Here is a 14,908-nt window from a genome sequence, read left to right on the forward strand (position 1 = left end):
ACTGTACCTCCGACGAGCGCCGCTTCGCAGGGGGTCACGACTCTTTTACGGGCGGTACGCCGGCGAAGGCTGCTTAATCGGAGCTGAACATGGTGAAAAACGGCCTAACTCCGGCCGGCTTGCCTTTAACCGGAGTTAGGCAAATTGGGCCGGATCCAGATGCTCCTTTTGTTCCTCCGTTGCGCCCGCGCACAACATTTTTTGTCCAAAATATGGCATCCCTCAAAACATAGGCGTTTCCCTAATATTAAATGATTCCTAAAACCTTTATTGTGAATTTTATAACAACGAATAGAAGAGGGTGCGCAAATGAGAGAACAGTTGGTCTTGATCGGAAACGGTATGGCAGGGGTTCGTTTGGTTGAAGAGATTCGGGAAAGGGATCCGGAACGGTATGATATCACCATCATCGGGAAGGAATGCTACCCGAATTACAATCGTATCATGCTATCCAATGTGTTGCAGAATAAAATGACGGTGGATGAAATCATCACCAATCCTTATACATGGTACGAAGAGAACAATATCACGCTGATCAATGAAGATCCGGCGGTCGGCGTCGATACAGCGAACAAACTTGTCACAAGCGAAAAAGGGCTGAAAATCCCTTACGATAAATTGGTTTTTGCCACAGGTTCCCATCCGTTCATTTTGCCAATACCCGGTTCGCAGAAGGATGGAGTAGTCGCTTTCCGAACCATCGATGATACAGCTGAAATGATGGAAGCTGCAGGCAAGTACAAGAAAGCTGTCGTCATCGGCGGCGGATTGCTTGGGTTGGAAGCCGCAAAAGGCCTTCAGCTGCAGGGAATGGATGTCACAGTAGTCCATTTGGCAAAATGGTTGATGGAAACACAGTTGGATGAAAGAGCCGGAAAATTATTGCAGGGCGATCTGGAGGCACAGGGATTGAAATTCCTGCTGGAATATGCGACAACCGAAATATTGGGTGACGCGCGCGTCACCGGCCTGCGCTTCAAGGACGGAACCACGCTCGATACGGATCTTGTCGTCATGTCGATCGGTATCCGACCAGCTGCCGAGTTGGCGCGCGAAGCCGGTCTGGAAGTGAACCGCGGTCTTGTCGTGAATGACTTCATGGAAACCAATTTGCCTTCAATCTACGGAATCGGTGAATGTGTCGAGCATGACGGGAAAACCTACGGATTGGTGGCCCCTTTATTTGAACAGGGGAAAGTGCTTGCCGACGTATTGACCGGCATCGAAGCCAAACCATACCAAGGTTCCAAGACGTTCACTTCCTTGAAAGTTTCTGGATGCGATCTGTATTCGGCCGGGAACATTATGGAGACTGAAGGCATGCAGAGCATCGAAGCCTTTGATGGCGTCAACCGGAACTACAAAAAAGTGTTCATCAAGGACAACCGCATCGAGGGCATCGTCCTCTACGGCGAAACAGCTGACGGCAACCGATACTACAACATGATGAAAAAAGGCCAGGAAATCGCTGATCTGCAATCCATCGCGATCTTGCAAGCCGTAGGTGAAGACGCAGTCAGTGATGACGTCGTTGCTTGGGATGATGAAGAGACCGTCTGCGGCTGCAATGGCGTCACGAAAGGCGACATCATCAGAGGCATCCGCGATAAAGGATTAACGAATGTGGCTGAAGTCGGCAAAGTAACCAAAGCCGGGACCAGTTGCGGGAAATGCAAACCGCAGATCCAAACTTTGTTGGAGCATGAACTGGGCGAGGGCGTCACAGCTTCAACCGGCATCTGTTCCTGCACGGATTTGAACAGGGACCAGGTCATGACACAGATCTATGCGAAGCATCTGACGACCAGCTCGGATGTATTCAAGGAACTTCATTTCGCAAATCCTGAGGGTTGCGCGAAATGCAGACCGGCAGTCAATTTCTACTTGAATGTCGCCTTCCCTACTGAACATAAAGATGAACGCCAATCACGCTACGTGAATGAGCGGATGCATGCCAATATCCAAAAGGACGGAACGTTCTCGGTCATTCCGAGAATGAGGGGCGGCCAGACGAATCCGCAGCAATTGCTGCAGATCGCCAAAGTAGCCGAAAAATACAGCGTGCCATTGGTGAAAGTCACAGGCAGCCAACGGATCGGCCTTTACGGCGTCAAGAAGCAGGACCTCCCGGCCATCTGGAAAGAATTGGACATGGTTTCTGCGCAAGCCTATGCGAAAGCCTTCCGCTCGGTCAAAACCTGCGTCGGCAAGAACTTCTGCAGATTCGGCACCCAGGATTCGATGGGGCTGGGCATCAAACTGGAAGAACGCTTTGAGTTCATCGACACACCGCACAAATTCAAAGTCGGCGTATCGGCTTGTCCGCGCAGTTGCGTAGAATCCGGCGTGAAGGATTTCGGCATCATCTGTGTGGAAAACGGCTATCAGATCTATATCGGCGGAAATGGCGGTACTGAAGTCAAAGAAGCGCTGCTGCTTACGACAGTGGAAACGGAAGAAGAAGTCATCGAATATTGCGGCGCTTTGCTTCAGTACTATCGCGAAACAGGCATTTATGCCGAAAGGACCGCACCATGGATGGAACGCTTAGGATTTGAAGCTGTCAAACATATCCTGAGCGATGCTGAAAAACGGAAAGACTTGATTGAGGCACTGGATGTGGCAACAGCAGTGAAACGGAAAGATCCATGGCATGAAATTGTCGGCGATCGCGACATCCAGGAAAAATTGTATTCGATTGACAGAAGAGAACTTGTGACGGTGGGTGATTAAGATGACAGAAAAAATATTATTGACAACAACAAACGCCTTGCTTCCGCAAATCGGACGCTCCGTATCAATCGGGAATAAAAAGATAGCCCTGTTCCAACTATCCGACGGCCGCATCACAGCCATCGAAGATTTTTGTCCGCTGACAAATGGGCCTGTACTGGAAGGGATTGTATCAGGGGAATATCTCTACGAACCACTGCGGGATTATAAAATTTCCTTGCTGGACGGGCGCATCCAGGATCCAGATGAAGGCCACTTAAAGGTGTATGAGCTGTTGCTTGAAGACGGGAACATATACTTGAAGGGCGCTTCCTTATGATCCATTTCGTCGGCGCCGGACCGGGCGATCCGGAATTGATGACTGCCAAAGGTGTGCGGCTGTTGCAGCATGCCGATGCGGTCATCTATGACCGGCTGGTTAATCCATTGTTGCTCTTTCATTGCAAGGAGGATTGCCTTTTCATCTATGTCGGCAAAACACCTGATCGAAAATCGATCAAACAAGCAGAAATCAATGCGAAACTGATCGAAACCGCCGGCACCAATGACTGTGTCGTACGTCTGAAAGGCGGCGATCCAGCCATCTTCGGGCGTCTGACCGAAGAATTGGAGGCTTGCCAAGCTGCGGGCTTCGGTTTCGACATCACGCCAGGAATCACTGCCGCCAGCGGCACAGCCAGCTACAGCGGCATTTCGCTGACGCAAAGAGGCGTAGCCACTTCGGTGACTTTCACTACCGGCAGACTGATCGATAACGAGAAAAACACTTTCCGGCAATTATTGAATGGCCAGACCGTCTGCCTTTATATGGGCATCGAGGCGCTCGACCGCTTCGTGGAGGCGGCCCTTGCGCAAGGGATGCAAGCGGAAATGCCCGTCCTGATCGCGCAATGGGGGACATACGGCAGGCAGTCGAAAATTCAAGGAACGCTTATGGACATCAGGCAAAAAATCAGCGATACAAAAATCGAAAACCCGGCCATGATCATCCTTGGGGAAGTCGTCCACGCCGGGGAACGCTTCGACTGGTTTTCGGACTTGCCGGAAAAAGGCGAAGCTAAGCTTTATGTCTCAACCCGGAAGCCGGCTATGGAAGCCTTGCTGGAACAGACGCAAAGAGGCGCGGATGTCTGGTGGCTGCAAGTAGGCGATGGGCGGGACCGCCGCTTTGATGCAGTAAACAGCCACTATTTGGCAGAACAGCAATTCGAGACCATCATTTTTGATGATGCAGCAGCAAAAAATATATATGAATCGGAAAAGGTGAAGCCATTATGGGAGCGTTGAGCCCGAAAGAATTATTAGAAGAAGCCATTCTAAGAGGCAAACATAAAACCGAGTACACTTTCATCACGATGGCTACATTGGGCATCATGGCGGGTGTCTTCATCGGGCTGGCGGGCGTTGCCATGATCCGCACGATGGGATCGATGCCGGCTGAATGGGGTACGCTCGTCAATTTATTTGGAGCGATGGTTTTCCCGGTCGGACTCATCTGCCTACTGTTGGTGGGTGGTGAATTGGTGACAGGGAATATGTTGTCCGTATCACTCGCATTGTTCGCAAAAGAAATATCCGGAAAATCATGGCTGAAGAACATGGCGGTCGTCACACTCTTCAACCTGATTGGAGCCCTTTTTGTAGCTTACTTCTTTGGCTATCTGTCCGGTACGCTGCAAGGCGCGTTTGTCGATAGGACGATTGCTGTTGCCAGAGGACGGATCGATGTAGCACCCGTGCAACTGTTCTTCTCTTCGGTTGCTTGCAATATTTTGGTCTGCACGGGCGTTTACATGAATTATGCAGCCAAGGATTTCATTGGGAAAATCTTCGGTACGTTTCTGCCGATCATGGCTTTTGTGATCGCTGGCTATCAGCATGTCGTCGCAAACATGTTCTTGATTCCGGCAGGGATTTTTGCCGGTGGGGCGACTTGGGGGGAATTTATGCTGAACATCAGCATCGTCTGGATCGGAAATCTGGTAGGAGGCGGTTTCTTCATGGGCGGACTCTATTTCTTGGCATACAGAATCGGTATGCAAAAGTAACGATATCCGTTTGATTACAAGCGAAAGTCCTCTATAATAGTGAAAGAAGGGAGGTCGCTGCATGAAGACACTAAAAGTAGGGACGCGCAGCAGTGCGTTGGCCCTGAAACAAACCGAGCTGGTCATTGCGGCTCTGAAAAGAGTGGACCCCACAGTGACTGTCGAGGTGGTCGGCATCACCACCAAAGGGGACAGGCTGGTGCATGTGCCTTTAACGCAAATCGGCGGCAAGGGTGTATTTGTAAAGGAAGTCGAGGCCCAATTGTTGGATAAGACAATTGATTTTGCTGTGCACAGCCTTAAGGACATGCCTGCCCGTTTGCCGGAAGGTTTGACCATCGTCGCGACACCCAAGCGGGCTAATCCGCTCGATTGCTTGATTTGGAACGACGACAAACCTTTTTTGGGTATAACAGCGCCTACGGTGATAGGAACGAGCAGTGTGCGCCGAATCAACCAATTGAAGTCTGCATATCCGAACATGTCGTTTGTGCCGATCCGCGGCAATATCGAGACCCGCCTCCGGAAGATGAAGGAGGAAGGATTGGACGGCATCGTGTTGGCGGCGGCAGGCCTTGAAAGGATGGACTACCTGAAGGATCTGCATACGCGCATGCTTGAACCGGAAGTCTGTGTTCCGGCGATCGGACAAGGGATCATGGCTGTCCAATGCCGTGAGGAGGATAAGGAACTGATTGAGCTGCTCAGCGGCATCAATGATGAAGCTGCTTCATTAGCTTGTCTTACGGAGCGTTTCTTCCTGCATCGCGCCAATGGCAACTGCGACTTGCCGATAGGCGGGTATGCGCATCGATTGGACGATGGGAAATGGGAATTTTTGGCGTTTTTGGCTGGTTCGATCGACGAACCCGGAGTCACGAGATGTTACATCGGGGATGATCCGTTGAAACTGGCGGAAACAGCAGCAGACGAATTATTGCCATGACGAAAAAAATGTTGTTGACGAGACCGCTAGCCATGAATGCCGAAGATCAAATTCGGTTCCGTGCGCAAGGGTTCGGACAGTTTTATGAAATCCCCCTATGTGCAATCAAACCGTTGCCGATAACGGAAGCCATCAAAAGAAAAATCAATGCGGCCGAGTGGCTTTTCTTTACGAGTCAAGCGCCTGTAGCAAGTGTTCTGGCAGTCATCGAAAAGGGACATTGCCCGTTGATTGCCGTTATCGGCAAAAAAACCGGTGAAATGGTCCGGTCCTGCGGATTTGAAGTGGCTTTCGTCAGCCCACAGGAAACAAAAAAACAGTTTGTTTCAGCCTGGCAAGAACAATTTCCGGCGGGGACATCGATTTTCTACCCTAAGAGCCAGCTCGCCGATGATTCTATCGAAAAACTCTTGGGGATTGAAAATGAGGTAATCGGTTCGGTCCTGTACCGCAATGTCTTCCTGGAGGAACGCAAAGCGGAATTGGCGGAGCTGCTCAACTTGGGCGAACTGTCCGCTGTTTACTTCGCCAGCCCATCGGCATGGAAAAGATTTCTTTCGGTCTACAATAAAACCGACAAAAAATCGCTCCTTTTCTTCGCCATCGGAGAAACCACAAAGAATGCTATTAATCAAAGCGGATATGAGGCTGTTCTGTTCCGACGATAAGCAAGCAGGCGCAAGGATCATCCCGATCTGAGCGCTTGCTTTTGTAGTTGAATCAGCCTGGAAGAGGACATTCGTGCTATGAGATGCGGGGAGGAAGTTGTAGAATGTATATAAAAGGTAGGTTAAGTACCGTAGAGAATACGTTCTGCAGAAGGGAGAATCGAGATGGGGAATCTGTACAAGGATAAATTAAGCGGCAGCCGGATCGGCATCGTTTTCGGAGCCTTCGCGCCTTGCCATATCGGTCATTTGGAAGTCATCTTGGAGGCCAAGAAGGAGAATGACGGTTGCGTCGTGATCGTCTGCGGCCAGGAGGGCGATTTCGGCGAGCCGTTCGGTCTGGATGTCTACAGAAGATTCCGCTATATGCGTGAATTGTTTGCAGATGATAACCAGATTTATGTCGTGATGGCAGCGGGCCAAGCTATCCCGCAAAAAGAAACCGAGTGGGAGTCCTGGTTGCAAATCATCAACCTCAAGATAGCTGATTCGCTTCAGCACAACGATGCTCAAAAAATATGGTATACCGGAAAAACAGCGCAAGCTGAGGCGTTGGGAAACGAGTCCACCGATGAAGTCCATTTGGTGGACACCAGTCTCTATCCGGTAACCGGCCTGAATATCCGTAATGATGCCTTGCGCTATTTTAACGCCATCGCATTGCCTTTCCGGCGCGCATTCACGAAAAAAGTGCTGGTTTTGGGCGCCCCGAGCGGCGGCAAAACGACACTTGTTAAGGATTTGGCTAAACTGTATTCCTGTCCCTACAGTTTCGAATATTCACGTCAGTACCAAGAGGAATCGAATGTGAATGATTTTGAACTGGATGGCATGGATTATCAACGGTTGGTCACCGGTCAGTTCCAGCTGAACCGGGACACGATAGCTGATCCCGCCAGCCAAGGGATGGCAATTTTGGATACAGATGTGATGGTCACAAAAGTATACGCTCGCCTAGGCGCGGAAGATAAAGATTATGCTATCACTTCGGATGAATATGCGATAGTGGCGCAGTCGGCCAACGCTTTCATTGCGCGCCAATTGTGGGATCTGATCCTGGTTGTGCCACCGACACTGAAATATGTCGACGACGGCTACCGCAATATGGAATTTTCTGAGAATGCGTTTTTGACGACCATCCACGAGATGATGCTTGAGGAGATCGCAAGCAGCGGAAACATGGATAAAGTCGTCATGCTGGATGCGAAAGGGATCGGCGAGAAGGACGAATTCAGCTATTATGCCCGTTACAAACAAGCAAAAGCAGCGATAGATCTATTGATGGGGCACAAATAATAGAACAATGATAATCGAAGGTGAAGGGTGTTCGGGAAATCCGATCACCCTTGTTCGTTTATGTCTGATTTTCACGGAAGCTTTCGCGTGTTATGCTACCCCTATCACCAAGTTCAGAGAAGTGACATCATTCTCGGATTTTGGCACATGTATTCATAAATAACAAACTCAATGGGGGAATTCAGCATGGTTAAAATAGTATCGTCTGTAGCAGCGTTGATCGGAGATACGCCAATCATCAAATTAAACAAAGTCGTACCGGCAGGCTTCGCCGATGTGTATTTGAAATTGGAGGCGTTCAACGTCGGCGGCAGCATAAAGGATCGCATTGCCTTGAATATGATTGCGACAGCGGAAGCAGACGGAATCTTGAAGGCGGGCGATACGATCGTTGAGCCGACCAGCGGCAACACAGGCGTAGGCTTGGCGATGTTGGCGGCAGCGAAAGGCTATAAATCCATCTTTGTGATGCCGGATACGATGAGTATCGAGCGGCGTCTGTTGCTTTCGGCTTATGGCGCTGAGCTCGTGTTGACTCCAGGGGCTGAGGGGATGCCTACAGCAATCGCAAAAGCCAGAGAAATTGCAGCCCAACCTGGCCATTTTCTGCCATTGCAGTTTGAAAACCCAGCCAATCCAGCTATCCATGAAACGACAACCGGTCCGGAAATCATTGCAGCTTTCGATGGCATCGGCCCGGATGCCTTCCTATCGGCTGTCGGAACAGGCGGCACGATCTCAGGGGTAGGCAAAGCCTTACGAAAAGCGAATCCGGATGTGGGCATATATGCCTTGGAACCTTCCGAATCAGCGGTATTGAGCGGCGGCCAAAAAGGACCGCATAAGATCCAGGGAATCGGTACTGGCTTCATTCCGCAAGTCTTGGACACAGCTGTCTTCGACGGCGTGTTCCAGGTTTCGAGTGAAGAAGCTTTCGAGATGACCCGCAGATTGGCCAAGGAAGAAGGCATTCTTGTGGGCATCTCCAGCGGTGCAGCAGTTGTAGGAGCTATCGCCTTGGCTGGTCAACTGGGCGCAGGCAAGTCGGTAGTGACGATCGCACCGGACAATGGCGAAAGATACCTTTCCACACCAGTGTTTCAAAATTAAGCATCATATAGACTAATGATAGTGCCCCAACCACAGGAATTTCTCCTGATGTGGTTGGGGCACTTTTTTTTGCGCGCCAGATTTGATGGCGGCTTTTATTTGTGTGTGTTTCGCTACTTTTTTTCCGCAATTCTTCGTATAGATTTCGAGGAAATGAGGGGGGGCTCCGCGGACTGCCATCGGCCAAATCTCGCCGTTGCACTACATCATCATCGTATCGGATGGCCGGATTGATGAAAGCGAAGGCTTTTCGCTGTTGCAGTTGGCAGAAGAAATGCAGAACAGAGGGGCTGTCACGGCCTACAATTTGGCTGGCGGCGGTTCATCAACACTATACTTCAACGGCGAAATCATCAATAATCCGACAAATGGCAATAACACAGAGGAAAGGAAAGTGAGCGACATTGTCTATTTTGGATATGAATAACAAGTTTTCGGCATCAAAGAAAACGGGCATCACCTATTTCATTTTGACGGTTGTCACGGTCATCATCGAAAAAATTTACAGGCTTTTCGGCCACGGCATCACCTCAGCGTCAATGACTTGGATGCTCCTGTATCCTTTAGCAGGAGGACTGCTCATTTATCTCGTGAGCCTCGCTAAGGTTGGTAGCGGCGATGCTGAGCGGTTCCGCAGATTTTCCAACCACTACCATTCGGGGATCGCCACTCTCACGATAGGCAGTTTCCTGAAGGGGATTCTCGAAATAGCCGGAACTGATTCAGTCAATCTCCCTTGTTTTTACATTGTTGGCTTCGGTATGGTCCTTTTGGGCATCCTACCATTTACTCTAAATAGTGGCACTTCTGGCCTCAGAGAACTATAATAGAGTTAACTTGTTTAATGAGATGAGGTAAAGTGCATGTTTACGGATAAACGGCTGACAGAGGCCTACGAGAAAGCCAGAGTGGAATACATCGATGATACATCCAATTATGTTTTTTTGAGTGACTGCCACAGAGGCGATGGGAGTCTCTCTGATGAATTTTCACGGAACAAAAATATTTTTTTGCATGCGATGGAGTACTATTATAAGAATGAATTCATATACGTTGAAAACGGAGACGGTGATGAACTGTGGGAACACCACGAGTTCAAGCACATCAAAAATGCTCATCCGGAGGTATTCGCTATCCTGAAACGTTTTTATGACGAAAAACGTCTGATCATGATCTACGGGAACCACAATATCTTTCTGAAAAATCAATGGTATGTGGAACGAAATTACTTCCGGAACTACGATGAGTATACCGAGTTCTTCTATGATTTCCTCCCTGGGATCCGACCGATCGAAGCCTTGGTTTTGAAGGACCGGAAGACGAAACAGGAAATATTCGTCGTTCATGGGATGCAGGGCGATCTGCCGAACGATCAACTGTGGTATCCGACGATGCTTTCCCTAAAGTACTTTTGGCGGTTCCTGCACGCATTCGGCGTCAAGAGCCCGACAAGTCCTGTGAAAAATATGAACAAACGGCACAAAATCGAAAAAAACTATGTGAAGTGGATTCAGAAGCATGAAAAAATGCTGATCTGCGGCCACACACACCGTTTTAAATATCCGAAGACTAAAGATTTGCCTTACTTCAATTCGGGTTGCTGCATCTATCCAACAAGCATCACTGCCATCGAGATTACCGCGGGCCAGATCCAATTGGTCAGATGGAAAACACGGGTGAATGAGGATGGAATGCTCCAGATCAAACGGGAAATCATGCGCGGACCGGATCCGATCGGAAAATTCGATATCCGGGCGAGTGTCAAAAATGAAGAGGCAACAGTGTAATCTTACCCAAACGACTCTTCTTTTCGTATAGAAGAGTCGTTTTTATTGCAAAAAAAGCTTTAAAAACTATGGGATTCGATTTGATAGTTGACAGAATTTGGTTTGCACTCCTAATGGTTGACTGATAGAATGAAGGAATGCGTTCATTGGATGAAGCCATTCTTTATCCATACGGAACGACTTTTCAATTTTTGACAGTGGGGGTAGAAATGGCAAAAAGAAAAACCTCAGGCAAGCACAAACTGTTGCGGCTGCTGTTGCTGTTTACATGGTTTCTCATCCTTACCTGGATAGAGATACATGAAGGAGTCGATCCGACTTCAAACCAGGACGGCCCAACCAACACGTCAGTAATCCTGTCCGCGGATGATGCGCCTCAATATACAGGTCCGGACTTTCTTGAAATAAACGGTGGAAAGAGCACCTTTGATGATTCAGAATTGCACTTTGAAGGGGAAGGCTGGATCAGTTACGGCGATCTGGATGAGCTGAACCGCGTAACGACAATGAACGCCATGATCACACCGGAAATGTACCAGACGGGAACCGATGCAGACAGCCGCATCCTACCGACTGGCTGGTCGAAAAGCAATCAGAATGATTCGAATCCCAAACAGCTGAACCGCGGCCATCTGCTGGCGGATGTGCTCGGCGGAAGCGGTGAGGACTGGCGCAATCTGGTGACGTTGTACCGCAACGCGAACTATCCGGCAATGTATTTCGCCTCGGAATTCATTGTCAGTGAAGCAATCCAGTCGGGCACCACGGTCCGCTATCGGGTAACGCCGATTTTCAAAGATGATGCATTGATCTGCGAAGGGCTGCACATCATGGCGAAGAGTGTCACGGATGATTCGGTCGACCTGAACATCTACGTATTCAACGAGCCAAAAGACGCTGTCGATTAGGGCTGCGGGATAAAGCTCCTATCATTTCAAAACAGGCATCCATCAGCAATGACGGATGCCTGTTTATTTTTTGAAGCAAATCTGATTTTTTCGCTCCATCACCCTCTGTTTCCATTCATAAAGAATGATGCCGGTCAGTCCCCCGGCTGTATCGATCAATACATCGGAAAAGGCTGGACCTCTCCCCGGAACGAAGGATTGATGGAATTCGTCCGATGAGGCATACAGAAATACGAACAGCACTGTATAGAAAGCTGATTTTCCCGATGGTCCTCGTTCTTTCCGATAACGCAAAAACAGGATAGCCAAAATCAAATATTCAGTGAAATGACCTGCTTTGCGGACCAGGAAACTGAGAGCGCCCTGAACGGAACTGCCGGGCCCGATCCCAATGAATTTCAGCAACTCCAAAAGGATGCCGCTGGTTTCGGATGAATCTTGACCATTTTGGTGCGACAAAAGAAAAATGACGCCCATCCAGAGGCATAAAACTGCAAATTTGGTGTTAAAAGTAAAACGCATGCTCGTGAGTCCCTCCGTCCTATTGCATCAGTATAGCGCAGCAATCCATACCTGAAAAGTGGCTAATGTTTTTTTGCGCAATAATTGCGGGTGTAATAATCAAATCAAAAAGGAAAACATTCCACATCTCATCAAAATTGTTATACAATAGAGATAGAAGAATGTGAACGCTTACTATAGCGAGTCCGGCGACCCTTTTTTGCCGGCACAAACAGCGCAATCCAACAGTAAAGGAGTCCTTTGCATGTCGCTTGAAGAAAAATACCGTATTCCGGTCGAGAAGCTACGCTGGAGTTATCTGCATACCGGCGAACTGAATTTTTGCGAATCATCTAGGGATGTCCCTCCCTTGCAGGGCATCATCGGCCAGGATCGGGCCGTGAAATCGATGGACTTCGGTTTGGGAATGACAGTGCCTGGCTACAATATTTTCGTTTCCGGCCCACCAGGAACCGGAAAGAGCACCTACGTCCAGACGGTAGTATCCAGATTGGCCGAAAAAGGTATTACGCCTGATGATTGGTGCTATATTTATAATTTTGCCGATCGGGACAAACCAATCGCGGTGTCTCTGCCACCAGGGCAAGGCAAAGTATTCCGCAATGACATGACCGAGTTTGTTGAGGACATGCGCAGCCTCATTCCGAAAACGTTCGAGAGCAGTGATTATGATCAACAGAAAGGCACCATTATCCAAGTGGTTCAAGAAAAGGTGGATGCTGTTTTTCGTAACATCGAACAGGAGGCACTCAAGGCGGGATTCGTCGTCAGGCAAGCACCTGGACGCGTGGCTTTGATACCGATCAAAGATGGCAAGCAGCTTTCCCCGGAAGAATATAAAGCTCTTTCGGCTGAAGAACGCAAAACCATTGATGAAAATACCTACAAGCTTGAAAAGAGGCTCGATGAAATCATCCGCGGATCCCGTGCACTCGAAAAAGAGGCCGACAAACAGCTCAAGGAATTGGACAGGCAGATAACCCGATTTGCGACAGAGCCTCCCATCGCCAGATTAAAAGAAAAATACGCATATTCGGAAAAAATCCAGGATTACCTCGACAAAGTGCAGACGGACATCACCGAAAACAACATCATTTTCCGTTTGGCCGATGCACCGCAAGCGCAAAATCCGTTTCAACTGCCGGAAAACGACGGTGACCCCTTCATAAAATACAAAGTCAACCTCTTTGTGAACAATGAAAACAGTAAAGGCGCTCCCGCGATCATTGAACCTTTTACGAATTATTACAATATTTTCGGGAAAATCGAATACAAAAATCAATTCATGTACACGACCACTGATTTCACTATGGTAAAAGCCGGCGCTATCCATCAGGCAAACGGCGGATATCTGGTGCTGCAGGCCAAAGATGTCCTTTTTGATCCATTCATGTGGGATGCCCTGAAAAAAGTTTTGAAACATCAACAAGCCTTGATCGAGAACATCGGCGAGCAGTACCGCTATGTGCCGACCGTGACTCTGAAACCAGAGACCATTCCATTGAACGTCAAAATCATTTTGATCGGTAGTCCGATATTCTACAAAGTGCTGACTTATGATGAAGATTTCAGGAAACTGTTCAAAGTAAAAGTCGATTTCGATATCAGTATGGACCGCAACGGAGAGAATATCAGAAAATATGTCTCATTCATCAGCTCAATCTGTGAGGAAACAGGAATCCTCCATTTTGACCGAAGCGGCTTAGGTAAAATCATTGAGTACGGATCACGTCTTGCGGGCAATCAGACCAAATTATCCACTCAATTCAACGAAATCACGGAGATTGTCCATGAATCCAGCGCCATCGCCAAATACGAGGGGGCACCGATGGTTTCGGATATTCACGTGAAAAGAGCTCTTGCTGACAGGAAATACAGGGCAAATATGATCGAGGAAAAATTCCAGGAAATGTTATTGAGGGACAAAATCATGATCGATACTCAGGATTCAGTCATCGGTCAAGTGAACGGTCTCTCAGTGATCCATACAGAAGAATACGCTTTTGGCCACCCGACGCGGATCACAGCCCGTACCTATATCGGTTCGAACGGAGTGACAAACATTGAGCGCGAAACCAAAATGAGCGGCAGTAGCCATTCAAAAGGGGTATTGACGTTGGCAGGCTTTCTCGGCGGGCAGTTTGCACAGGAAAAACCGCTGGCAGTAAGCGCCCAATTGACTTTTGAACAGAATTACGGAGGTGTCGACGGGGACAGTGCCTCCAGTGCTGAACTTTATGCGCTCCTGTCCAGCCTTGGTGATGCGCCACTGAGACAGAATCTTGCTGTCACGGGTTCCATCAATCAGAAAGGTGAAATCCAACCAATAGGCGGTGCCACCGAAAAGATCGAAAGCTTTTTCGATCTTTGTGAGGCGAAAGGTTTGACTGGAGAGCAAGGGGTCATCATTCCGAATCAAAATGTGGACGATCTGATGCTGAAGGAGGAAATCATCGAGGCAGTGAATGCTGCTAAATTCCATATCTATTCCGTCAAAACCGTTTCGGAAGGTATCGAGCTGTTGACGGGGCTGAATTGCGGAAAACGCGAATCGGACGGAAATTTCACGGAAGGCAGCGTCTTCCGTAAAGTCCAACAGAAACTGGAAAAATACAACAAGAGCATCGAAGCTGCTCAAGCTGCAAGTGACCGGTACGGCAGCGTCAGTAGCGACGAGTACGACTTAGAATGATGCAGCTTTGGCTTAGTGTCCTCGTGTACTTTAGATGAAAGGAAGAGTTGAGCAGGGACCCGATCGGTTTCAGCTCGGCTCTTTTCATATGTCCGGCAGCCAATTTTTCAATAAAAAGCAGGGATTTGATGAAATATATTGAAGATACAAAATATATTGATATACTAGAAGTATAAAGATGATTTTCGAATCGCTATC

General features: G+C 48.6%; 13 protein-coding genes and 1 pseudogene. 13 read left to right on the forward strand and 1 reads right to left on the reverse strand.

Annotation, left to right across the window (positions count from 1 at the left end; genetic code table 11):
• The first annotated feature begins 309 nt into the window (after positions 1-309).
• The 12 genes and pseudogenes from nirB (at position 310) to AC0J5I_RS12195 (ending at position 11,496) form a co-directional block, all read left to right on the forward strand.
• Positions 310-2,733: a nitrite reductase large subunit NirB gene (nirB, locus tag AC0J5I_RS12140; protein WP_107995222.1), complete on the forward strand. Its 2,424-nt coding sequence runs from the start codon at positions 310-312 to the stop codon at positions 2,731-2,733.
• A 1-nt stretch (position 2,734) separates the two neighbouring features.
• Positions 2,735-3,052, forward strand: coding sequence for a nitrite reductase (NAD(P)H) small subunit (locus AC0J5I_RS12145; protein WP_107995223.1), 318 nt, complete (start codon positions 2,735-2,737; stop codon positions 3,050-3,052).
• Complete coding sequence (gene cobA / locus AC0J5I_RS12150; RefSeq protein WP_107995224.1) at positions 3,049-4,020, forward strand: uroporphyrinogen-III C-methyltransferase; 972 nt, start codon at positions 3,049-3,051, stop codon at positions 4,018-4,020. Before AC0J5I_RS12145 ends, cobA begins: the two co-directional genes overlap by 4 nt.
• The gene (locus AC0J5I_RS12155; RefSeq protein WP_475300159.1) at positions 4,008-4,781 is read left to right on the forward strand and encodes a formate/nitrite transporter family protein; all 774 of its coding nucleotides are present in this window, start codon (positions 4,008-4,010) and stop codon (positions 4,779-4,781) included. Before cobA ends, AC0J5I_RS12155 begins: the two co-directional genes overlap by 13 nt.
• Positions 4,782-4,842: 61 nt before the next feature.
• On the forward strand, positions 4,843-5,727 hold the full coding sequence (gene hemC, locus AC0J5I_RS12160; RefSeq protein WP_475300163.1) for a hydroxymethylbilane synthase: 885 nt from the start codon (positions 4,843-4,845) through the stop codon (positions 5,725-5,727).
• On the forward strand, positions 5,724-6,395 hold the full coding sequence (locus tag AC0J5I_RS12165) for a uroporphyrinogen-III synthase (RefSeq protein ID WP_475300165.1): 672 nt from the start codon (positions 5,724-5,726) through the stop codon (positions 6,393-6,395). Before hemC ends, AC0J5I_RS12165 begins: the two co-directional genes overlap by 4 nt.
• A 165-nt stretch (positions 6,396-6,560) precedes the next feature.
• Positions 6,561-7,691 (forward strand): AAA family ATPase, encoded by a 1,131-nt coding sequence (locus AC0J5I_RS12170; RefSeq protein ID WP_475300168.1) that lies wholly within the window; start codon positions 6,561-6,563, stop codon positions 7,689-7,691.
• Positions 7,692-7,877: 186 nt separating this feature from the next.
• The gene (gene cysK / locus AC0J5I_RS12175) at positions 7,878-8,801 is read left to right on the forward strand and encodes a cysteine synthase A (RefSeq protein ID WP_475300172.1); all 924 of its coding nucleotides are present in this window, start codon (positions 7,878-7,880) and stop codon (positions 8,799-8,801) included.
• Positions 8,802-8,967: 166 nt separating this feature from the next.
• Positions 8,968-9,228, forward strand: a pseudogene (locus tag AC0J5I_RS12180) (phosphodiester glycosidase family protein); the annotation flags it as partial.
• Positions 9,206-9,628, forward strand: coding sequence for a hypothetical protein (locus AC0J5I_RS12185; protein ID WP_475300175.1), 423 nt, complete (start codon positions 9,206-9,208; stop codon positions 9,626-9,628). The pseudogene AC0J5I_RS12180 and the gene AC0J5I_RS12185, both read left to right, overlap by 23 nt.
• Before the next feature lie 36 nt (positions 9,629-9,664).
• Positions 9,665-10,588, forward strand: coding sequence for a metallophosphoesterase (locus tag AC0J5I_RS12190; RefSeq protein ID WP_475300179.1), 924 nt, complete (start codon positions 9,665-9,667; stop codon positions 10,586-10,588).
• Between the two features lie 209 nt (positions 10,589-10,797).
• A complete protein-coding gene (locus AC0J5I_RS12195; RefSeq protein WP_159072146.1) occupies positions 10,798-11,496 on the forward strand; it encodes a DNA/RNA non-specific endonuclease in 699 nt (232 codons plus the stop codon).
• 63 nt (positions 11,497-11,559) lie between these two features.
• Here AC0J5I_RS12195 and AC0J5I_RS12200 read toward each other — a convergent pair whose 3' ends face one another.
• Positions 11,560-12,018: a VanZ family protein gene (locus AC0J5I_RS12200; RefSeq protein ID WP_107995233.1), complete on the reverse strand. Its 459-nt coding sequence runs from the start codon at positions 12,016-12,018 to the stop codon at positions 11,560-11,562.
• A gap of 244 nt (positions 12,019-12,262) precedes the next feature.
• Here AC0J5I_RS12200 and AC0J5I_RS12205 point away from each other — a divergent pair, with 244 nt between their 5' ends.
• Positions 12,263-14,710: a Lon protease family protein gene (locus AC0J5I_RS12205; RefSeq protein ID WP_475300187.1), complete on the forward strand. Its 2,448-nt coding sequence runs from the start codon at positions 12,263-12,265 to the stop codon at positions 14,708-14,710.
• Positions 14,711-14,908: the final 198 nt, after the last annotated feature.

The organism is Trichococcus sp. TS_SC_9, from assembly GCF_056156325.1.